The organism is Kribbella sp. NPDC031520, from assembly GCF_055580825.1.
Map to the genome: position 1 here is coordinate 1,008,251 of NZ_JBVIKS010000003.1, position 22,072 is coordinate 1,030,322.

19 protein-coding genes are annotated in these 22,072 nt (G+C 68.6%); 10 read left to right on the forward strand and 9 right to left on the reverse strand.

The window, feature by feature from the left end; translation table 11 throughout:
- The first annotated feature begins 63 nt into the window (after positions 1-63).
- The 7 genes from eccD (at position 64) to ACZ5BU_RS20225 (ending at position 8,269) form a co-directional block, all read left to right on the forward strand.
- The gene (gene eccD, locus ACZ5BU_RS20195; RefSeq protein ID WP_465700882.1) at positions 64-1,362 is read left to right on the forward strand and encodes a type VII secretion integral membrane protein EccD; all 1,299 of its coding nucleotides are present in this window, start codon (positions 64-66) and stop codon (positions 1,360-1,362) included.
- Positions 1,363-1,365: 3 nt separating this feature from the next.
- On the forward strand, positions 1,366-2,781 hold the full coding sequence (eccB, locus tag ACZ5BU_RS20200) for a type VII secretion protein EccB (protein ID WP_465700884.1): 1,416 nt from the start codon (positions 1,366-1,368) through the stop codon (positions 2,779-2,781).
- A 17-nt stretch (positions 2,782-2,798) separates the two neighbouring features.
- Positions 2,799-3,113 (forward strand): hypothetical protein, encoded by a 315-nt coding sequence (locus ACZ5BU_RS20205; protein ID WP_465700885.1) that lies wholly within the window; start codon positions 2,799-2,801, stop codon positions 3,111-3,113.
- Positions 3,114-3,115: 2 nt separating this feature from the next.
- Complete coding sequence (locus ACZ5BU_RS20210; RefSeq protein ID WP_465700887.1) at positions 3,116-4,348, forward strand: hypothetical protein; 1,233 nt, start codon at positions 3,116-3,118, stop codon at positions 4,346-4,348.
- Positions 4,349-4,557: 209 nt separating this feature from the next.
- Complete coding sequence (locus ACZ5BU_RS20215; RefSeq protein ID WP_465700889.1) at positions 4,558-5,340, forward strand: hypothetical protein; 783 nt, start codon at positions 4,558-4,560, stop codon at positions 5,338-5,340.
- Positions 5,341-5,513: 173 nt separating this feature from the next.
- Positions 5,514-6,626, forward strand: a complete 1,113-nt coding sequence (locus ACZ5BU_RS20220) for a helix-turn-helix transcriptional regulator (protein WP_465700891.1) — start codon at positions 5,514-5,516, stop codon at positions 6,624-6,626.
- Positions 6,623-8,269 (forward strand): right-handed parallel beta-helix repeat-containing protein, encoded by a 1,647-nt coding sequence (locus ACZ5BU_RS20225; protein WP_465700892.1) that lies wholly within the window; start codon positions 6,623-6,625, stop codon positions 8,267-8,269. The genes ACZ5BU_RS20220 and ACZ5BU_RS20225 overlap by 4 nt, the downstream gene beginning before the upstream one ends.
- Here ACZ5BU_RS20225 and ACZ5BU_RS20230 read toward each other — a convergent pair.
- The gene (locus tag ACZ5BU_RS20230; protein WP_465700894.1) at positions 8,264-8,737 is read right to left on the reverse strand and encodes a hypothetical protein; all 474 of its coding nucleotides are present in this window, start codon (positions 8,735-8,737) and stop codon (positions 8,264-8,266) included. The genes ACZ5BU_RS20225 and ACZ5BU_RS20230 overlap by 6 nt on opposite strands.
- Positions 8,734-9,285 carry a hypothetical protein gene (locus ACZ5BU_RS20235; protein WP_465700895.1) on the reverse strand — a complete coding sequence of 184 codons (552 nt, stop codon included), beginning with the start codon at positions 9,283-9,285 and terminating at the stop codon, positions 8,734-8,736. The genes ACZ5BU_RS20230 and ACZ5BU_RS20235 overlap by 4 nt, the downstream gene beginning before the upstream one ends.
- 119 nt (positions 9,286-9,404) lie before the next feature.
- Between ACZ5BU_RS20235 and ACZ5BU_RS20240 the strand changes: the two genes are divergently transcribed.
- Positions 9,405-10,892 (forward strand): serine/threonine protein kinase, encoded by a 1,488-nt coding sequence (locus ACZ5BU_RS20240; protein WP_465700896.1) that lies wholly within the window; start codon positions 9,405-9,407, stop codon positions 10,890-10,892.
- Here ACZ5BU_RS20240 and ACZ5BU_RS20245 read toward each other — a convergent pair whose 3' ends face one another.
- The 7 genes from ACZ5BU_RS20245 to ACZ5BU_RS20275 all read right to left on the reverse strand — a co-directional run bounded on the left by ACZ5BU_RS20245 (position 10,893) and on the right by ACZ5BU_RS20275 (position 20,492).
- On the reverse strand, positions 10,893-12,932 hold the full coding sequence (locus ACZ5BU_RS20245; protein ID WP_465700898.1) for a transglutaminase TgpA family protein: 2,040 nt from the start codon (positions 12,930-12,932) through the stop codon (positions 10,893-10,895).
- Positions 12,929-13,609: a DUF58 domain-containing protein gene (locus ACZ5BU_RS20250; RefSeq protein WP_465700899.1), complete on the reverse strand. Its 681-nt coding sequence runs from the start codon at positions 13,607-13,609 to the stop codon at positions 12,929-12,931. Before ACZ5BU_RS20250 ends, ACZ5BU_RS20245 begins: the two co-directional genes overlap by 4 nt.
- Positions 13,610-14,043: 434 nt before the next feature.
- Complete coding sequence (locus tag ACZ5BU_RS20255; RefSeq protein ID WP_465700900.1) at positions 14,044-15,030, reverse strand: AAA family ATPase; 987 nt, start codon at positions 15,028-15,030, stop codon at positions 14,044-14,046.
- Positions 15,030-17,339, reverse strand: coding sequence for a fibronectin type III domain-containing protein (locus tag ACZ5BU_RS20260; protein WP_465700902.1), 2,310 nt, complete (start codon positions 17,337-17,339; stop codon positions 15,030-15,032). The genes ACZ5BU_RS20255 and ACZ5BU_RS20260 overlap by 1 nt, the downstream gene beginning before the upstream one ends.
- Positions 17,340-17,406: 67 nt before the next feature.
- Positions 17,407-18,753, reverse strand: coding sequence for an AfsR/SARP family transcriptional regulator (locus ACZ5BU_RS20265; RefSeq protein WP_465700903.1), 1,347 nt, complete (start codon positions 18,751-18,753; stop codon positions 17,407-17,409).
- A 174-nt stretch (positions 18,754-18,927) separates the two neighbouring features.
- Positions 18,928-19,851 carry a phosphotransferase gene (locus tag ACZ5BU_RS20270; protein ID WP_465700904.1) on the reverse strand — a complete coding sequence of 308 codons (924 nt, stop codon included), beginning with the start codon at positions 19,849-19,851 and terminating at the stop codon, positions 18,928-18,930.
- Between the two features lie 56 nt (positions 19,852-19,907).
- Entirely contained in the window at positions 19,908-20,492 is a 585-nt protein-coding gene (locus ACZ5BU_RS20275) for a dihydrofolate reductase family protein (protein WP_465700906.1), read from the reverse strand.
- 812 nt (positions 20,493-21,304) lie between these two features.
- Here ACZ5BU_RS20275 and ACZ5BU_RS20280 point away from each other — a divergent pair.
- Positions 21,305-21,493 (forward strand): SRPBCC family protein, encoded by a 189-nt coding sequence (locus tag ACZ5BU_RS20280; protein ID WP_465700908.1) that lies wholly within the window; start codon positions 21,305-21,307, stop codon positions 21,491-21,493.
- 59 nt (positions 21,494-21,552) lie between these two features.
- Positions 21,553-21,825, forward strand: a complete 273-nt coding sequence (locus ACZ5BU_RS20285) for a hypothetical protein (RefSeq protein ID WP_465700910.1) — start codon at positions 21,553-21,555, stop codon at positions 21,823-21,825.
- Positions 21,826-22,072: the final 247 nt, after the last annotated feature.

Sequence of the window (22,072 nt, forward strand, 5' to 3'; positions counted from 1 at the left end):
GCTGACTGTCCACAAGCTGCAAGCACCGGGCTGTGCGGTGCTGTGCGTGTCACGGTTGCCGTCGTGAGCATTCGTGGACTGGTCAAGGTCACCATCGACGCACCCGAACGCCGCATCGACCTGGCACTGCCGGAGCGGTCGACGGTGGCCGAGGTGCTGCCCGGGATCCTCCGGCACGCCGGCGACGACCTCGCCGATTTCGGCGCACTCCAAGGCGGTTGGGTACTGCGCCGCCCCGACGGCGAGGCACTGGAGACGCACCGGGACCTGTCCGGGCAGGGCGTCCGGGACGGCGAGATCCTGCATCTCGCCCCGGCACACCAGCACTGGCCGGAGCTGGAGTACGACGATCTGGTGGACGCGATCGCCACCGACGCACGGACCAGCGGCCGCGCGTGGACCCCTGGAGCGAGTCGCTGGTGCGGGTTGGTCGCCGGAACGATCGCGCTGCTGGCGGCCCTCGTCGAGTTCCGGAGTGCCTTGTTCGCGCTGATCGTCGCGAGCGTGCTGATGGCGATTGGTGTCGTGCTGTCGCGTGCTGTTGGCGACGGGGCTGCTGCTGCGATGACCGGTGCGGTCTCGTTGGTGTTCGCGCTTGCTGCGGGAGCGCTTCGGTTGTCGGACTTCGGTGCGGCACAGCTGACTGCGGGTGGTGCGGCGCTGTTGCTGTTCGGAGTGCTGGGGTACGCCGGGATCGCCCGCCATACCGCGGTGTTCGTCGCTGCCGTGACCGTGGGTGTGCTCGCACTCATCGCCGGGTGGCTGGGCAGCACCCTGGACGGCACGCGGTCGGCTGCTGTTGTCGGCGCCATCGCGGTCGCCTTGATCCCAGTCGCAGCACCGCTGGCCATGCGGATCGGGCGGCTGCCGAAACCCGTTCTGCCCACGAGCACTGCGGACCTGTTGGCGGACGCGCCGCAACCACCACGCCGCCTGGTGCACGCCGCGGTATTGCGGTCTGCTGCTCTTTACACGGGCATCCTTGCCGGGCTCGCTGTTGGACTGGCGTGCTGCCTGTACGTTCTGGCGCGGTCCACGTCGACGCCTGCACGCGTGCTGGTCGTGCTGGTTGTCGGCATCTGTCTGCTACGGGCACGGCTGCTACCTGTGGTGGCGCATCGCCTCAGCCTGACCGGTGCCGGCCTTGCAGGACTCGGCTGCTTGCTCGTGCAGTCGCCGTACAGCCTGCTGTTGTTTGCCGCGGTCGCTGCATTCCTTGGGCTCTGGTACGCGCTTCACAAACCGGGGGCGTACTTGGCTCGGTACGCCGAGCTCGCCGAGGTCGTACTGGTGTTGCTGGTGGTGCCGTTCGTGCTGTGGGTGCTCGGGCTGTACGCGTACGTCCGTGGGCTGGGTGGGTGACCGATGGCGTCTAAGCGGGATCAGCTGCAGTCGCACCAGTTCGTCAAGCAGCGGATGACCCATGCACTGCTGTTGCGCGAGACCGATCCGGAGTACCCGCCGTTCCGCCGCGGCATCGTCGCGATGATGGTCGGCATCGGGCTCGCCGTACTCGTGCTGGTGGGCTGCGGTGTGTACGGACAGCTCTCGCCGGGCGGGAAGACGTCGTGGAAGTCCGGCGACCGCGTGATCGTGGAGAAGGAGACCGGCACGCGGTACGTGTACCGCGACGGGGTGCTGTACCCGGCCGCGAACTACGTGTCCGCCCTGCTGCTGGCGAACAAGTACAGCGAGCCGCTGATGGTGTCGGCGAAGTCGCTGCTCGGCGTACCGCGTGGCCAGCGGGTCGGGATCCCGGACGCACCGGACTCCTTGCCTGCCAAGGGACGGCTGCTGGCAAGCGGGTGGTCGATGTGCGCGAAGCCGACCGTCGATTCTTCGGGCAGTCCGTCCGTGCAGTCGGTTCTCCTCGTGGGAACAGAGCAGTCCGGGACAACGGCGGACGCTCTGCTGGCTGTGGGGCCCGACGGTCGCCGCTACCTGATCTGGCACGGCTACCGGCACCTGATCCAGCAGCAGGCGACAGTGGCCGCTGCACTCGCTCTCAACGACGAGGCGTGGCTGCAGGTCCCGTCCGTCTGGCTGGACCTCATCCCGTCCGGTCCTCCGCTCGGCCCGATCTCCGTGCCCGGCCCGGGCACCCCGTCCGCTCTCTTACGACCGGGGCGAGTCGGCACGCTGTACGTCGTACAGACATCGACCGGGCAGGGGCAGTACTACCTGTTACAACGCGACAAGCTAGTAGCGATCAGCTCTCTGCAGTACGACGTACAGCGAACGGCTCCTGCTACTCGGAAGGCGTACCCGGGTGCTGTGCCGGAGGCTGTTCCACTGGACCCGGCCGTGGTGGCGCAGGTGTCCGGTGGGATGGGTACGCCGACTTCGGACTCGGCCCTGCCTGCCACCAGGCCGACCTTCGCGCGACCGGCGTCCTCGGGAACCTCGGTGTGTGCCGTCTTCGCCAATGGCCAGTTCCAGCCCCGCTTCACGCTCGCCGACGCAGTGCCCGTAACCGACGACGCCGGGGTGACCACGGGACGTGGGCCGGGCGGACTGCCGCTGCCTGACGTCGTCGTCGTACCGCCGGGGCACGGGGCCGTTGTCGAGTCCATGGCATCGCCCGCACAAGCGGCCGGGTCCGGGGCGTTGTCGTTCGTGAGTGATCTCGGGCGGCGCTACCAGCTGGCGAGTCACGACGTACTGGGTGTTCTCGGCTACGACCAGGCACCTGTCGTCCGGCTGCCCGCGGAACTGATCAGCCGGCTCCCTGCGGGTCATGCACTCGACCCTTCCGCTGCGACGTACCCGATCGGCTCTTGACGGATCTAGGAGGAACTATGGATATCGGAACACTGACCGTGGTGCCCGACGAACTGCGGCAGTTCGCTGCGCTCGCACCGCTGGCGACCGTGACGCCCGTGTCCGGCACGGTCCAGGCGACGCCGCCGCTGGCCGGCCCGATGCCGGAGAGCGCGACCGTGGAGGCGCACGTCCAGTTCTGCGTCGAGCACACCGGCTCGGTCACGCTGCAGGCGACCGGTGGCATTGCGTCGCTGATCGAGGCGGCGCTGTCGATCGCGACCAGCTTCGAGTCCACCGACCAGGCGAACGCGACCGTGCACCGCGCGCTCGCCGACGAGCTGCGGAGCTGACGATGGGTGCGTACTTCGGGATGGAACTGAACGCGATGGCCGCGATGCTCTACGGGCAGCGCGCCGAGCCCTGGCACGCGGGCGCCGACATGTGGGGCTCGGCCTGCCAGCAGCTGCTCGCGACCCACGGCGACCTCGGCGCTGCGAACGCCGCCATCGCCACGTGGCCGCTCAGCATCGGCTCGCTGTCGCAGCTGGCGTTCAACGGCCAGGTCGTCGGCAGCCTCGCCTCCCTCGGCGAGTGGGCCGCGTACACCGGCGCGATGTCCGCGGCGCTGCGGCTCGGCGGTACGGCCCTGAACGCGGCGCAGGCGGTGATGCCGGCACTGCAGAGCGGGTACGACACCGCCGTTTCGCTGAGTGCGGTGCCGATCATCGGGCCGTTCGCGGCGCAGGTCGCGGTCGGCCTGCAGCAGGTCGGCGCCGGGATGATGGAAGCCGTCGGCACGGTCATGCAGGCCCCGACCGCCGTACCGACGCCGACCCAGGGATGGCAGGGACCAGGAGGCAACGGCGCGCCGATACCGGCCTCTCCTGCGCCGGCCGTGCCGGTCAACGACGTGATCGATGCGGCCGGCAAGCTCTTCGACACGATGAACAAGGGCGCGACGCTGCTGACCACGGTCACGGGGCTGGTGCAGTCGGCGAGCAGCGGCCTGGGGAACACGCAGGGCATCACGTCCAAGCTGCCGAACCTCAAGCTGCCGAACCTCAAGGTGCCCGGGACGATCATCCCACCGAGCCCGGACCTGCCGACGCTGGCGGGAGGAGCCACGACGGCACCGACCACGCTGCCGGCAACGGTCGGGGTCTCCGCGCCCTCATCAGCTGGGCTGCCGGGCGGCGCGCTCGCCGGAGCGCTCGGCGCGCTGACCAACACGGTGCACCCGACAGGGTCCGGAACGGGCAGCGCTATGTCGGCGGCCGGCGCACGCATCGCGGCCGGAACGGAGCCGGCGCTGGCCGGCGGTACGGCGCGCGCTGCGGCATCGGCGGCCTTGGCCGCAAAGTCGATGCCCACGATCGCGCCGCCGATGTCCGGCGGTGGCGGTGGCGGCGGCGGGTCCAACGAGCCCCGCTCCGGGAACAAGAAGCGGGACACGCTCCGCGACAGCGGTGTCCAGCCCGACCTTCAGGGCCGCACGGCACAGGAGGCACCCGAACAGTTCACCCTGCCGCCTGTACGTCGACGTACCGCTGCCGGCCCGGTCCTGGACGACGAGCTCTTCACATGAGCACCGCACCCACCTCAGCCCCACAGACGTCGGCTGCTGTCACACCGACCGTTGCTACAGCTGTCACGAGTACGGTCGCGCCGCCGCGCGTCGTACCGCCGCGGCCTGCACCTGTCCCGCCCGCTGTTCGGCCGCAGGTCACCGCTCCGCCCGTGGCACCTGATGTGGCTGTGGTCCGGACTGTCGTGCCCCCGGTCGAGGTACGGCGTGTGCCTCGAGTGCGGATGGCCCAGGTGGTGTGCTGGCAGCTGATAGCCGGTCTGGTTGTTGCCTCCCTCGGCCGCGGCTGGGTGACCGCAGCAGTCGCCGGCCTGATCGGGCCGGCCGCTGTTGCGCTGACGGCGAGCTGGCGGCGCGGGTTGTGGTCCTACCAGTGGCTCCACCTTGCTGTGGCGTATCTGGTACGCGGTACCCGGTTCGTCGCGATGGAGGGGGCACGGGGCGAGCTCGAGGACGGCGCGGGCACCATCGTCCGGCCCGACGGGATCACGGTTCTGCTGGAGACCGACGTGCCTCCCGAGCTGACCCCGGCCGAGCTGCTGGACGAGCACACCGGTCTGCGGCTGAAGCTGCTGCGCCGCCCTGGCCGGGCTTGGATCGCCCTGACCGCCCTCCGGTCCGCTGACCGGCCCCAGGACGCCGAGCTGGAGCTGCTGCTCACGAACACTGTCCGTCGGCTGACCAGACGGCTACGCCGTCGCAACTTCCGGGGCATCCCACTTGAGCCGAACGAGCTGGCCGACGTACTGGCGGCCCTGGCGCCCCAGGAGCTCACCGAGGAGTGGGACGCGCTGGCCGTCGGGCCGAGCCGCTTCCGGATGTACGCCGTACCGGCGCACCTCGCTCTTGAGCAGGCCGCAGCGGTCGCTGTCAGCACGTCCAGCGACCTGGACCACGCCCTGGTCCTCGCTCCGGCGGGTGCTCCGCTGACGTCGGCCGCCGTACCGCAGACCGGCCGGCACCGGTCCGCGTTAGTGGCTGCCCTGCCCTGATACACCACTCGGTACATCGGCTGTATCCGGGCCGCTGGACAGCCGCTGTATCGCCGTGAGTGCCGCTGTACCAGGCGTGGACAGCGGCAAGATTCCCGCTGGACGGCGGGTCGCGATGGTTCTGGTGTTCACCACCGAGTCCGTCCGACTCACCGATCCCAGCGAGGTGTCCCGTGTCCCAGTCACAGCCCGTCGAAGGCGCTGCCTACCCCCGTGCCGTCCGCTACCCGCGTGCCGTTCAGAACAGTTCGCTCCAGGCCACTCCGCCGGCCCGCGCCACCGGGCTGCGGCTCGCCCACCTGGGCGTCGACGCGATCGCCGAGCGCACCTACCTGGTGGTGCTCGAGCGGCCGTCCTGGACCGCCGCCGAGCTCGGCGAGCGGCTCGGTCTCGACAGCGAGTCCACCCACGAGGTCGTCCGGCACCTCACCGCTCTCGGCCTGCTGGCCCGGGACAGCTCCGGTGACGTGGTTCGTCCGCTCAACCCGCGGCTCAGCCTGACCCCACTGCTCGCCGAACGCGAGGCCGACCTCGCCCGGGTCACCCGCGACCTGGAGCGCAGCCGGGTCGCCGCGGCCGAGATCGCCGGTGAGTTCTCCCGCCGGCACCCGGCGCCGCTGGGCGACAGTAACGGCGCACTCGACTGGGCCGGCAGCCCGGCCGCGGCCCAGCGCACCATCGCGGGTCTGCTGAAGTCGGCGGCCGGTGAGGTGCTGGTGAGCACTCCCGCCACCGCCGCCCTCGCCGACCCGATCGCAGGCCTCCGCGAGCTCGGCACCGGCGTACTGGCTCCGCCTGTGCGCTACCGGATCCTCGTGCCCGACGCCGCACGCACTGACCCGATGCTCGCGCGGCGGCTGCAGCAGCTGACCCGGAACGGCGCCCAGGTCCGTACGGCGACCTCTGTCCCGCTCTGCGCAATGATCGTCGACACTGCGACCGTCGCGCTCCCGGCCGACCGGAGTGGTCGCGGAGCGGTCAGCATCCTCCGGCTGGCCGCGGCTGTCAGTGCGGTGACCGAGCTGTTCGAACGGGTCTGGCACGCGGCCACTCCGCTGCGTCAGCCGACGGGTCTGGGCGACGCGTCCGGTCTGACCGTCCGCGAACGGGAGGTGCTCTCACTGCTCAGCGACGGCGGCACCGACGCGTCAGCGGCCGCACAGCTCGGCGTCTCGGTCAGAACGGTTCGGCGGATGGTGTCCGAGATGATGGCGCGGCTCGGTGCGCAGAGCAGGTTCCAGGCCGGCCTGAAGGCGTCCGAGCGCGGCTGGGTGGGTACGCGATGAGCCGCACGCTGCTGGTGTCGCCAGACCGCCCGGGCGCGTACCCGAGCATCGGGGCCGCCGTACTCGACGCACCCGACGACGCCGTCATCTCGATCGCGCCCGGTGTCTATCGCGAGACCATCGACCTCGCAGACCGTTCGGTGACACTGTCCGCCGACGGCGACGTGGTCATCGACGCAACGACCTCACCGACACCCGTACTGCGCGGCGCCGGTGGCCGGCTCACACTCCGCGACCTCACCATCCAGGCCGGCGACGCACCTGCGCTCCAGCTCGACGGTGGCACGTTACAAGCCGAGCGGTGTGCGCTGTCTGCCGGTTTCGGTCCGGTCGTGCAGGTCACCGGTCCGGCCGAGGTGTCGGTAACGCACTGCCACGTGAACGGCGGCGAGCACGGCCTGGTGCTGGAGGACTGCACCGCGACGGTCGAGCACACCAAGGTGACCGGTGTCTCTGCCGACGGCGTCATCGTCCGTCTCGGCGCGACCGTCGTACTACGTGAGTGCCAGATCACCGACTGCGGACGCCGCGGCATCTACACGTACCAGTACGCCCGGCCGACCATCGAGAGCTGCGAGGTCACCGGTACGTCGGAAGCCGGCATTCTGATCGCCTACGACTCCACAGCGGTACTACGCCACACGGTGGTCCGCGACGTGGCCGGACCAGCTGTGGCGTACGGGCGACGCTGCCGAGGTGAGGTGGTGGCCTGCCGTTGGGAGAACACGGCTGAGCCTGCTCTCGAACTGGCAGAACCTGAACTGGTCGCTGTGACGGCTGCTGAACAGCTAGATGCCCGTGTGATCACCGACGACCCCACGGGCGCGGACGTTGAGTCGCTGCTCGCGGAGCTGGATGCCATGGTCGGCCTGGCGAGTGTGAAGGACGAAGTACGCAGCCTGATCGACGAGATCCAGGTCAACGAGTGGCGGCGACGAGCGGGGCTTCCGGTCGGCAGTCTGAGTCACCACCTGGTCTTCGCGGGCGCCCCTGGTACCGGCAAGACGACCGTGGCGCGTATCTACGGCAAGCTGCTCGCCGCACTCGGCGTACTGCCGAAAGGGCAGTTCAACGAGGTGGCGCGACGCGACCTGGTCGGGCAGTACCTCGGTCACACCGCCGAGAAGACGACCACCGTGTTCGAGAGCGCGAACGGCGGGGTCCTGTTCGTCGACGAGGCCTACACGCTGTCCAGGGCCGGTGCCGAGAACGACAGCTTCGGCCAGGAGGCGATCGACACCCTGGTCAAGCTGATGGAGGACCACCGCGACGAGGCCGCGGTGATCGTCGCTGGGTACAGCGACGAGATGCTGCGCTTCCTGGACGCGAACCCTGGCCTGGCGTCCCGGTTCTCCAAGACGATCGACTTCGAGAACTACTCCCCGGACGAGCTCACGCTGATCGTGCAGCGCATGGTCGCGGCCCAGGAGTACGACCTGGAGGACAACGCCGAACCCATCCTGCAGCGCCACTTCGCCGCAGTGTCGCAGGCCGCGAACTTCGGCAACGCCCGCGACGCCCGCCGGTTGTTCGACCGGGTCCGGAAGGCCCAGTCGCAACGGTTGCGCCGGCTGGGCGGCATGCCCGGCATCAGCGAGCTGCGCACGCTGCGGCTGGACGACGTGACCGCTGCGGTGTCATGACACCGGGTCGAGTACGGCGACGTAGTCGGCGAGCAGCGCGGACACTCCGTCCAGGACCTGCGGCTGCTCGCCGATGGTGGCCAGGACTTCGCACTGCGCCCACAGCGACGGCGCTACCCAGCCCCACTGCCACAGCTCGTAGCTCTGCGCATCCACGACCGCCAGCGGCTCCAGACCGGGTACGCCGATCGCGAACCGGCCGGGCTCGTCGGGATGATTGCCGAGACCGATGAACAACGGCAGCAACCGGTACTGCTGCGCGAACGCGGTCACGTCCTCGACCCGTACCAGTAGGCCGCGGCGCAGTAGTTCCTCCACGTACTGCGCGTCCGCATCCAGCAGCGCCTCCTCGTCGGTGACCTGGTGCGCGAGCTTCCAGACATCGAACTCCGGTTCGCTGAGCTGCTCCGTCGTACGGCCGACCCGGACAACCTGCGGTCCGGCACCGTGTCCTACGGGAAAGATCATGGCTGGTCCTCCGTGGTCGAGAGGTCGAGGCAGGCAGCACCGGGCGCAAGCAGCGCATGCAACGAGCTCAGTACGGCGCTGAGGTCCACGTCATGCTCCTTGCACGCGATCAGCAGATTGGGAGCCAGGTGGGACGACAGCCAGAGGCGGTACATCGCTTCGGTCATCGCAGCGAGTGGCAGCTCGGTCGTACCCACTCTGAAGACCGCAGTGAGCTCTGCGGTGTTGCCGAGGCCCAGGTGCAACGGCAGCAAGCGGTGACGACCAGCGAAGTCGTCAGGTCTGTCCACGTCCACCTCGGTCAGCAGGTTCCTGGCCGCCAGCTGGTCGAGAACGTCTGGGATCTCGTGGTGGCTCAGCAGGTCGGTGACACGCTCGCGCTCCCACGGGCTGCGGTCGTCGGTCAGACCGTGTGCCAGCGACCAGACCGCGAACTCGTCGGCGGTCAGCCCCACGATCTCCCCTCCGAGCCGCACCTGCTGGACCTGGTCCTCCGCGGTGTAGTGCGTCCCGAGGCAGTGGCCGATCGGGAACATCAACGTGGTCATACACGTCACAGTGGCAGGCGGCTCCTGCTGCGGGAGGCTGCTTGCAGCATGTGGCCAGAGTGTGGCCACAGCGGCCGGTGTCGCAGCAGACGACCTGTTCGCACGGGAAGATGGAGAACGTGACAGACACAGGACCGGCCGTTCCCGGCTGTACCGACGTGGAGTTGGTTCGGTCCGGAATGCCTCAGGTGTACCGGTGCCTACGGCAAGGGACGACCGTCAGCGCGCTGGTGTACCAGGTACGCGTCGACGCTGGTACGGCTGCCACGTTCGCGAAGCTGGCGAAGACCCTGCAGGGCGTCGACCACCCACAGGTGGCCCGGGTCCTGGAGCCGGGCCTGACCGACGGTTACCCGTACCTGATCACTACGGCCGACGCGGGAACGCTGGCGGACCGCCTTCGCGACCAGCTCAGTTCACCTGCCGACTTGGCCGTCCTCGGCCAGCAGCTCGCTGAGGGCCTCGGAGCGATCCACGCGGCCGGGTTGGTGCACGGAGGCCTCACACCTGGCGCAGTGGTGCTGCTGCCTGACGGCCGGCCACAGCTGACGGCTTTGACGCTAGGGCTCAGCCAACACACCGGCCACGCGGCCTTGAACTCTCCGAGTCAGCTGTACATCGCTCCGGAGACCCTGCGGGACGGAACGCTCACAGCCTCCTCAGACCTGTACGCGCTCGGTGCAGTGCTGTACACCGCCATCAGCGGGAAGCCTCCGCTCGCGGCCCGTATGGGTGAGACGGCCGGCGAGCACATCCTCCGAGTACTGAACGAGCCGCCCGCACGTCTCGACGTACTGCCGGACGCCTTCGCCGGGCTGATCGCGCGCCTGCTGGAGAAAGACCCTGGTAAGCGACCAGGGTCCGCTGCGGAGGTAGCGGCTGCCCTGACGGCGCTCGCAGCCTCGACAACGCCGATGCCTCCAGCGCGGCCGGTTCCCACCGTCACCAAGGCGGCGCCGGCGATGCCGCTGCGGCCGCGACCGACCGTGCTGAAGCGCAAGAACCTCCCTTCGTGGCCCCAGGCAACCAACCCACCGGCAGCCCCGCCCGGGATCCCACCGGCACCGCAGCCCTCGCAGCCGCCGCGGCAGACCGTGGCCCCGGCTGTTGCGTCGCCACCTGTCGCTGCGCCACCTACGCAGCAGGCCCCGGCACCGCGGCCAACTCCCACCCAGCCAGCTGCTCCCACCCAGTCACCTGCCAAGCGTCGCAACTGGCTGCTGGTTGCCGGAGGCGTCGTGCTTGCCGCCGCGCTGGTGACGACGTTCGCCCTGGTCAACCGCAAGGACCAGACCGAGGACCCGCCGATCAGCGCGCCCACTCCGACGCAGAGCACGCCCACACTCGTCGTCACGCTCAACCCGCCTGCTGACCACAGCACGTACGTCGACCTGAGTTGGAGCGGTCCGTCGGACGTGAACTACGCAGTTGTCGTCGCACAGCCCGGCAAGAAGGCCGAGACGACACTGGTCTACAAGCGAACCAAGTACAAGGTCAATGTGGTTCCTGGCGTGCCGTACTGCTTCGCGGTCCAGGCAACCGACGGCATCAACCCGGCCCAGTCGCAGACCCGGCCGATCCGCGACGCGCAGTGCGAGGGGCGTTGATCAGCCCACGAGGCTGCGCGCGTTGAGCGTAGTCCGGATCCGCTGCGACAACCGTCCCTCGGCCAGACCCCGCCGTGCCTTCCGGACGGCGGACCACGCGAACTCCCGATCCGGATCGGAGTCCTGCCCCGACCAGAGCGCCCGGTCCAAGCATCCGGCCAGCAACGTCATCGCCTGCGAAACCGCACCGTCGGAGTCCCGTGCGAGGTCCCGTGCGGTCGCCGCCGGCGTAACGCGCATGCCGTGATCCCGGAGCAGGTCACGAGCCTCTGCCCACGCCCCGAGCGTCCCGTGCCTGCGGCGGCGCCGGCGACGTACTGCCTTGGCCAGTGGGACTCCCAGGAGCCAGAGCAACGCCGCGACGACCAGTGCGCCGCCAACGATCAGCAACGCGGTCCAGCCCGGGAAGCGGTACGTCGTCGGAGCCTTGGGCGCGGGCAGCGTCGGCTCGGACTGGTGTTCGCGTTCGATCTCCTTCGTGGACGGCAACTGCTTGCGTACGGTCTCGGCTGCACCGGCCAGACCGCCACTGCCCGCCTTGGACGTCGCCGTACCAGTCGGGTCGACCGGTACCCAGCCGACACCTGTGACGGCCACCTCCGGCCACGCAAGCACGTCGCGGTTGCGAACCACGTACGTGCCATCAGGGCTCGCGGTGTTCGGCTGCCTGAACCCGACGACCAGCCGTGCGGGCAGCCCGAGCAGCCGGGCCATCACGACATACGCGGCCGCGAACTGCTCCGACGTACCGCGCTTGCTCTTCGTGAGGAAGTAGCTGAGCTGCGCGTACCCGTGGCCGGTCGGCAGGTTGTCGCCTGTGGCCAGCTTGTAGTTGGTGCGCAGGTACTTCTCGAGGACCAGTGCGAGCTCGAACGACGGCCGGACGTCGCCGGCGATGCTCCGGGCCAGGTCGTCGATCCCAGCAGGCACCTCGCCGAGATCGTCACCGCTGGCCAGGTCCGAGTCGACGCCCGCGGACGCCAGCGCATCCACATCCACAGTCGGCTCGGCCCAGTTCACGCGGTACTGCGACGGACGCGCCTGCTCCGCCAGCAACGCACCGGACGACGGGTCGACCAGGAGCGGCCGGTCGTCCACCACGGACAACGTACGGCTCTGACTGGGCAGCCACGGCAAGGACCAGTCGGCGAGCGCTACGTCCGCGGACTGCCGTCGTACCGGAACGGTCACGTGTGAGTCGAGCGGTAGCTCACGGCCGAGTCGTTGGAACTTCGGTGATGCCGTCCAGGTCACGCCGTCGAACGTGTCCAGCGCGATCACCGGCCAACGATCTACAGGTCCGGTAGCACGCGCTGTGAAGACCACAGTGTCCGGAGAGCGCAGCCTCTCGGCGATCTCGGTCAGCGGATTGCTCAGCACAGTGGGCGAGTCCGGAGGACTCGGCTTCGGGAGGTGGAGCGCTGTGGACGCAGGCAATGCCACGTCGAGCGTGGTTGCGCCTACAGCCATGGCGGCGAGCGCAGCGATCAGTCGGCTCCAGGAGCCGCGGTCGCTCGGCCAGTCCAGCAGGACCAGCGCACAGCAGCCAGCGAGCGCCAGCCCGACCAGCAGTGCATCTACACCGGTCACAGTGACGTACGCCTGGGAGAGGCCAGCTACTACGAGAGCAGGGAGCAACGCCAGCAGTCGTGAGCGTTGTAGAACGCGCGTACCGATCAGGCAGGCAAGAAGAACCAGCAGAGGTACGAACGCGACGAGATCAGGTACCGGACTGGCGGGCCAGGTCGACTCGAGCGTACGACGCCAGCCAGACGTCACCGCATCCCACAACGACAGGGGGCGACGCGCAGCGCCAGGAATGACGGCCAGCAACGCGACAACGCCACCGACCAGCGTCAACGGCACTCGCCAGCGGGCGAGCTGCGGGCGGTGCAGGATCGATTCCTCGATCAGGTAAACGATGACGGCGACCGCAAGCATCGGCCAGAGCACAGCCGTCGCACCGAAGAGCGGCGAGAACAAGAGGCCCGCTACGACAGCAGCGGCGAGCACTCCAAGGATCGGTAGCCGTCGTGTCATGCCGGTACGGCGTTCCAGGCGTCTACTGCGTTCTGAGCGTTGTCGGCGTGGATGAGGTGTACTCCGGCAGCAGTGTGCAGCGCCGACTGCTCATGCGTCACGTCGATGTACACCACGGGCCGATAGCTCGACTTGAGGCTCGGCAGATCAGGAGCGTCACCAGTCAGTACGACGAGCGCTCCCCCGTCCCTGGTGAGTGGGAGCGACTCGAGCAGGTTGGTTGTGGTGGCCGACTGCTCGACCCGAGCGAGTTCGTCGAGCAGATCGCTGACGGACTGTACGTCGTGGTCCGTACCGCACGGCGTGGTGAGCCGCAGCCGCTGTCCGGACTGCGCAGCAACGACCAGCACCGACGCAGCCACCGAGACAGCCGTGTCGAACTGCTCAGCGGCCAACACCGACGTACGCGTATCCAGCAGCACCTGCAGCCGCGGCTGATCCGGGTCGACGTACTCACGCACCATCAGCCGCCCTGCACGCGCAGACGCCTTCCAGTGCACGTGCCTGACCTCATCGCCCGGCACGTACTCACGCAGCCGACGCAGGTCGATCGACCCGCGCAGAGGTCCCGCGGACACCGGCCCTTCGAAGTGGTGCCGCTGCCGGATGCCGGACGCCGTACGTGCGGCGTACCGCTTCGGATGCACCAGAAGCGTCGCAGCGTCACCGATGGACACGCGACACGACACCAGGCCGAACGGGTCGGATCGACGCAGCAACAGAGGGCCTACGGAGACGGGTCCTCTTCGAGACGTCGGCAGCTCGTAGTGGTACGTCGCAACGCCACTAGGCGCCAGGGCCGCTACAGAGACCTCGGACTGGTGCTGACCAGCGCAGTCAGCGGCAACAAACGCCGGCTGTCGCCGTGAGGACTCGTTACGCACCACGAGCCGCGCTAGTGCAGGCTGCCCGCACTCCACGCGGTCTGGGTAAAGTACACGCTCCACGGTGACCTTGGGACGGCGCACTACGGTCAACACGCTGACCAGCACAACAGCGAGACCTGCACCGGCCAGTACACGCAGCACCGGGTACCCGAGCAACTGTCCCGCGACCAGTAGGGCAAGGGAACCGCCCAGCACTCCCCAGGCTCGTAGCGTGAGCCGCGTGCTCATGGCACGACGCCAAGCGCCCGCTTGAGATCACGTCGTACCGGATTACCCGGCGCCGGAGTGTCTTCGAGTACGTCGTCCACCACGCTCTCCGCCGTACGGCGAGCCAACGTCGCGTCCGCGGTCAGCACCAGCCGATGCGCAAGAACAGGGTGGGCGATGTTCTTGACGTCGTCCGGTGTCACGAACGACCTGCCGTCCGTGGCCGCGATCGCCCGGGCCGCCCGGACCAGGGCGATGCTCCCGCGCGGGCTGGCGCCGTACCGGACCGCACTGTGCAGACGGGTCGCCGCAGCGAGACGGACCGCGTACGCCATCACCGCCTCGTCGACGTACACGGACTTGACCGCCGCCACGACCGAACGCAGCGTCTCCGGGTCGATCACCGGCTCCAGGTCGTCCGGTGTCGGACCGGCACCGTCCAGCGCGACCACCTCGACCTCGGCGTCGTGGTCCGGGTACCCGATCTCGATCCGGAGCAGGAAACGGTCCAGTTGCGCCTCGGGCAACCGGTACGTGCCTTCCATCTCGATCGGGTTCTGCGTGGCCAGCACCATGAACGGGTCCGGTACGTGATGTGTGTTCGCGTCCACGGTGACCTGCCGCTCGGCCATCACCTCGAGCAGCGCGGACTGCGTCTTCGGCGTGCCGCGGTTCACCTCGTCGGCGAGCACGATGTTCGCGAACACGCCGCCCGGGTGGAACACGAACCGGCCCTGGCCCTGGTCGTACACCACCACACCGGTGATGTCGCCGGGCAGCAGGTCGGGCGTGAACTGGATCCGGCTCCAGCGACCACCGATGCTGCGCGCGAGGCTCCTGGCCAGGCTGGTCTTACCCAGACCAGGCAGGTCCTCGATCAGCAGGTGCCCGCCGGCGAACAGCGTCGACACCGCCAGCCGCACCACCTGCGGCTTGCCGCGGATCACGCGCTGCACGTTGGCCGCGATCAGCTCGTAGGCCTGCTGCGGGTCGATGTCTCGCACTACCTGTCCTTCCGTCGCCGCGCGGTACGTCGTACGACCCCGGCCGGAGCGCTTGCCGGAGGCAATGCAGGAGCACCTGCGGTCGGAGTAGCCGTTGTAGAGCCGGCCGTACCGGTCGCGGTCGTGCTGCTCGAGTTGTTGCGCTCACGGGTGATCGCCTTGACCGTGAAGGTGAGCTGGAGCGACGTGAGCCTGGTGTAGCGCGTGCTTGTCGTTGTCACGGTCCTGTCAGCCTGGCCGGTCGCTGAGACGACGTAGTGCACCAGCTGACCACCGTTGAGGTTCGGAGCGGTCCAGCTGAGTGATACAGCGCCGATACCCGGTGTAGCAGTCACCTTGGGCGCAGCGGCCGGGCCGTACGGGTAGACGGTGCGTGTAGCGGCAGACTTGGCCGACGTACCGGCACTGTTCGTGGCTGTCACCCGGTAGCTCACGGCCTTGCCCTTCGCCGGGTTGAGCGTTGTGGAGGTCAGGTACGTCGCCACCTGCGTCTTCGTACCGTCTGAGCCGATCACTGTGTAGCCGGAGAGCGTGTAGTCCGTGGTGCTCGGTGAGGTCCAGGACACGTCCACGGAGCCGTCCGGCTTGGCGGCCGCGGTGACCTTCGTGGGCGGACCCGGCGGCTCGGCCGAGCCGTTGATCGAGATCACCTTGGAGTCCACCGCCGGCCCCGTCCCGACCCGGTTCGTCGCGGAGACCGTGAAGATGTAGCCGCCACCGTTCAGCAACTGGTCGAAGCTGTGGCTGCGGGAACTGCCGGAGACGGTGACCGAACCCGACGCGGGCAGACCGATGACATAGGTGCCTGGTGCGACTCGGAAGCTCACCTTGTAGCTGGAGACCGCGGCGCCGTTCGCGCGGGCCGCGTTCCAGGTGACGGTCGCCTTGCCGCTGCCGGGCTTGGCCGTCACACCACTCGGCGCACCGGGAGCGGCCGCCGGCGGAACCGTCGGCTTGGTCGGCTTGACGGTCGGTTTCGTCGTCGGCCGCGTGGTCGGCCGGTCGGTCGGCTTGTCGGTCGGCTTGGTGGTCTGGGTCCGCCCCGGTTTGGGGTCCGGCGGCGTGACGGTCTCGGTCGCCCGCGGCTTGCCGATTGTCACCTGGACCGGCGGCAGGATCGGGCGGTGCGTCGGCGTGGACGTCGGTGTGGACGTCGGCGTATTGCTCGGGGTCGGGCTGTTGGTCGGGGTTGGCGTCGGTGTCTCCGAGGCCGTCGGCGACACCGGTTTGTTGCCACCGTCGACGTCGACCTCGCTGACCGACCCGTCGCCGTCGACCACGGTGACCACCTCGCCGGTCTCGTCGTCGATGTACAGCCGGCCGTCCTGCCCGGCCGTGACCCGCGGCCCGCCCTTGTGGTCGCCCTTCTTCTTACCGAGGTCGTGTGTGTGCAGCGGCTTGCCGTCCGCCGCGAAGGTCCGTACGACGCGCTTGTCGGTGTCGAGCACTGCGACAGCCGCACCGGTCGCTGCGACCGCGTCGTACCGTCCCGGCGGCAGGTTGATGCTCTCGGCCGTCTTGGCGCCTGCCGCGTCGACCAGCAGCAGTCGCTGACCGGCGAGGATCGGAATACGTCCGTTGACGTCCGACTGAGCCACGACGGACGTGGTCGGAAGAGCGCCGCTGACGTCCATTGGCACCGCGCGGCCGGCCTTGTCACCGGTCAGCGGCGTCAGGGTGCGCTTGCTCAGGTTGGCGAACGCAGGCTTGCCGGCCACGCTCAACAGCGCTCCTGCGTCTCCTGCCTGAGCAGGAAGCTCACACGCCAGCGTGGTTGACGAAGGCGCCAGCTTGCAGAAGTGGTCCGCATCGCGCAGCCAGAGCGCACCGTCGGCCGTAGCGACCGCACTGGACACCACACTGCCCACGGTCACCGTCTGCTGCTGGTCACCGAGGCGGACGATCTGGCCGTGCTGCCGGTAGACCAGGTACGGGCCGCTCTGGGCCTCGATACCGATCGGTTCCTCCGGGATGCCGATCCGGACGGTGGTCTTCACCCGCAGGTCCGACTTGCCGAACACGATCACACCGTCGGCGCGGACGACGTACCCGTTGGTCGTGCCTTGGACGACTTGGCTGCCGGCCTCCGCCTGGACACCACGGACCTCGGCGTCGACGTTCTTACCGCCGCCGTCGACCCGGAAGACCGCGCCGAGGGTCGCGTTGTAGACCCAGTGCCCGGCCTGCTGGAACGCGACGGCCGGGGCGCCGCGGCCGAGGGCCGAGTACCCGATGAACGTCCCGAGGACCAGGGCCGCGATCGTCCACCACGCGACGGGGCGGCGGATCGCACGGGCGAGGCGAGTCATGGGGCTAACGTGCCTTTCCTTTGTCCAGCTGCGGTACAGCGGCGATACATCCGGCCGGAGGCTGACCTCAAGAGGCCACTGTGGACCGGGCAGGGTCCCCAGGTTCACCGAGGTCAGCCAGGGCTTGGCGGGCCTGTGCGGCGGTAGGGCCTTCCGGGAGCAGCCGCAGTGCGCGGCGGAAGTACTCCGCGGCCTGCTGGTGGGCACCACCACTCGCCTCGGCCATCGCCAGGTTGATCAGTACGGTCCCCTCGGCGTCCCGGTCGTCGTGCACCGACGCGATGCCCAACGCGGCCGTGAACTCGGCCCGTGCGGCGCTGATCCGCCCGGCACGCGTCAGGGCGCTTCCGAGGATGTTGCGGCTGATGAGTTCGCCGTACCAATCCTTGCTGTGAGATGCCGCGCCGGCGACGACAGCGACCAGCGAGGTCCAGTTCGGAACGTCACCGCCGATCTCGACGTACTGGTGCAGCGCACTGGTCAGCAGCCAGGCGTTGGTCACGTCCTCGTCCGCCAGCAACTGGCGGATAGCACCGGTGACCTCCGCGTGCCGCGTGCTGAACCAGTGGCGCGCTGCGGCTGCATGCTCTCCATCCAGCGCAGCCGCGGCCTCCAGTACGGTCCGCACGTATGCGTCAGGTCCTCCTGGCGGCTTGGCCTTCGGCTGCTCGGGTACGTCGGCCAGCAACTCCTGCTGAAGCCCTCGCAGCTCCGGGCCAGGCTCAGTACCCAGCTCATCCACCAGGGCAGCCCTGGCCTTCTGGTACGTCGCCAATGCGTCAGCCCGACGCCCTGCGTCCCGGTAGGCGACCAGGAGTCGCGCCCAGTTCGTCTCCCGCAGCGGGTCCTCAGTCGTGAGGCTCTTGCACAGCGCCACCGCGTCGGCGAACCGCGCCGTACCGATCAAGGCATCGGCCAACCGCTCACGCACCGACCAGCGCAGCTCCGTCAGCCGAGTCACCTCCGGCTGGTGCTGGTCCCTGACGAGCCCCTCGTACGGCGTACCCCGCCAGAGCGACTGCGCCTCCTCCAGATGCTTGAGCGCCGTCTGGGCATCCCCAGCTGTCAGGGCAGCCCCACCTGAATCCAGCAACGCCTGCATGCGATCGGAGTCGAGCTCGCCGGCCTCGACACGAATCCGGTACGCCTTGGAACGACTCTCGATCCGCTGACCATCCACACCAAGAGGTGGGAGCGCCCTGCGGAGCTGCCAGATATACGTACCGATGTTGCGCTCAGCCGACACCGGCGGCGTCTTACCGGACCAGACGGTGTCAACGATCTCGCCGACGCCGACCCAGGTATTCGCCTTCACCAACAACAGCGCGAGCAGCGCCCGAGGCTTGTCGGCACGGATATAACTCACCGCATCGGTGCCATCGATCTCCACCGGCCCCAACACCCGGAACAACACCGCCGCACCACCTCCACCAGCGCTGGACTCAACGAATCACTCCGACGCACCCCTCACCCAGCCGGTTCCACACCCACCGCCTCGGCTTCACTACAGAAGGTAATTACCCCCGCCCCTACCATCAAACCGGACCGGTGGGTCAGACTCCGCGCCGGCAGCAAGACCGGGGAGCTGTCACGGGAGCAGGGTCTCGAGGTCCCGAAGCCGGCCGAAGAGGTCAGGGAGGCCGCGTACGCCGTTCCACACGGACTCGTGCGACAGCGCAAGTTCAGGGCCGGTCCCCGCCTCGACACCGGCGAGGCAGCGGAGGATGTTCCACCTCGTATGCCCCAGCCAGCCATCGATCATGAACACGAACCAGCTCGGACCGGACGGCGGGACCACTCTGCCCTCCGCGACGTAGCCGTCGAGGACCGAACGGAAGACGGCAGGTTCTATCTCGTCGAGGCCTGGGCCTTTCGCAATGCTCAGCGCAGTCGAGCCGAGCTCACCGGACAGGTCGAGCAGTCCGGAGAGCTCCCAGTCGAGCACGACCGGCCGGCCGTCTCTCGCCAGCAGGTTCCACGGCTGGATGTCCCGGTGGGTCAGCACGACGGGGCCCGGCCGTTCGCAGGTGTCGACGTACCGGGCGATCGCGAGAAACGTCTCGACCTGGGAGGCGAGCTCGTCGGCCCACGGCTGTCCGGTCGCCGCCGCTCGCTCGGCGAGCTCGGGCCAGTCGCGTGCTGCCGGATCCTCGACCGGCCCCCGGGTCCACTCGACGTCCAGCGCATGGATCCGCGCGAGGATCGCACCGATCTCGAACGCGTACGCCACCGATACCGGCGCCTCGGGCACCTTCTCTCCGGCAACCCACCGGTGAACGACCGTGTGCCGGTCCGCCAAGATCGGCTCCGGCATCGGGATACCAGCAGCGAACGCCGCCCGCTCGAACCTGAACACGTCCTCGACCTGGTGGCTCCAGCGACGATCGTCGACGGTCAACTCCTTCACCGCGAACGACCCCTGATCGGTGTCGAGCCGGTACATCCGATTGGCGAACCCACCATGGACCCGAACCATCGGCCCCGTCGGCACCCCAAGACGCGAAAGCTCCACCGACGCAATCTAGGCCCCGGCACCGCACCGATGCACCGCAATTACCCGGCCTGCCCTCAGGAGCGCGGGGTCGGCCGGTAGGTGATCTCCTGCGTGTGGCCGTCGAGGGTGTGGCTCTCGATCAGCTCCAGGTCGAAGTCGCCGGTGCCGTCGAAGAGGCGGTCCGCCGGGCTCTGGTCGCGGCCGTTGATCACCGGGAACACCGTGACCTGGATGCGGTCGACCAGGCCGGCCGCCAGTAACGTGCGATTGAGAGTCAGGCTGCCGTGGCAGCGCAGCGGCACATCCGACTCCTCCTTGAGCCGCGCGATGGTCTCGACCGGGTCGCCGCTCAGTACGGTCCCATCCGGCCAGTCGAGCGGTCCTTGCAGCGTGTTCGACACCACCGTGGTGGGCAGGTTCACCATCCGGGTGACCCACGGATCATGCACCTCGGCGCCCTCGGGACTCGACGCCAGCATCGCCGCGAACAGGCGATAAGTGTTCCCGCCGAGCACCAGCCGCTGCTTCTCGCCGAACTGAGCCAGGCGGTGCTCGAGGAACTCCGGACCCTGCTTGCCCCAGTAGCCACCGAACGTACCGGTGGGCGAACCGTAGCCGTCGAAGCTGGAAAAGATGTCGTAGGTAAAGATGGCGCTCATCGCGGTCTCCTTCGCTCGTGGGCGCCGTTCGTGGCGGCCCTACATTCCTCCAACGAACGTCCCGAGCCCGATCCGACAGCGGGTGGCATCCCACCTCCGAGAGGGGATGCCACCCGCCCGTTCACCGCACCGGTCCAACGGTCACGTCTACTCCGACCACTGGAACTGCCAACCCGGAGCACAAGGCCACTCCGGAGCACAGGTCGAGTCCGGATCCCGGTACCAGACGTCCGACACCGCATAACCGTAATGCCGGTACATGTTCTGCTTCTGAATGCACTCATCCTGGGTCGCACAGGTGACAGTGTGAACAGACTCGACCTGCGCCTGAGCCACCGTCGCGCCCCCCGCGACCACAGCCACCGTGGCCGCACCCATCGCCACCAACCGCCCGATCGATCTCATCAGCAAGCAACCTTCCACTCGACAAATAGTTGCCCTACGCAACACGATGGCGACGCTAACCCTGCTGGCACCACCACGCAAACTATTCGACGTACCCCGAATGATGCGTGCCGAACGTTTGCCCTAGGCAACCGCAAGCCGGGAACCATCCGCCACCGATCACTCCCAGACCCAGGCCACGTTCGTACTCGAGCGTGACTACCCGGTCCCGGTCGATCGCGTGTGGGCCGCCTTCGCCGACCCCGAACTCAAACGCAAGTGCTTCGGCAGCGACGACTTCCAAGTCGGCGGAATAACAATCGACGACGGCGAGGGCGGCTACGGGCGGCGAGGGCGGCCCACTATCCCGCTTCCGCGCAACCTACACCGACATCAGGCCCACCGAGCGAATCGTCTACACCTACGACATGTGGCTAGACGGAGCCCACGCCTCAACATCAATCACCACAATCGTCTTCGAACCCACCAACAACGGCACCCACCTCACCTTCGCCGAACAGGGCGTCCACCTCGACAACGACGCCCCCTCCACCCGCGAATCCGGCACCGCCGGCCTCCTCGACGCAATCGCCGAACTACTCACTCCCGCCGCCTGAACACTGCAGCCTCGCCCAAGGCTGCCGACCTGAAGCCATCGCCGTTCTGCGATGCGAGCGTGTACGTCCTCCCGCTGCTGGAGGTGGTCACCGAAGCTGACTGCCACATCGAACTGTCGCCCGGCTGGATCGAGTCCTCCCGTGCCCGCATCCAGACCGACTTCGGCCGCCGCCTTACCGAGGCTGCTCTTCAACCTCACCACTCGCCTGGCGAGACCGCTGATACTCCCCACTTCATCGGCGGGTGGCCGCGCAACGCCCTGCCAGCCGTCGACCGCCGCTCGTTCTACCCGACGGCTGCGGTGATTCGTCAGGTCTCAATGAATAAGTGAAGGCGCTGACTCCAAGCGCAGTAACACGGCAGCGGGTCGACGAGGGTCGCTGGCCGTGAAACGACAGCCTCGATCCGAGCACACCTCCTGCATGCCAGGCGCTACTCCGCGAGCGCTGTAGCGAGCGGGCCGTTGACCGCTCAGCCGTTGAGCTTGCATGAGCGAGCTGGCGAACCCACCCACGTTCTAGGCGGGCACCTGTGCTGAGTATCCACCGGTTGAACGCGGAAGAGGGCTATCAGTACCT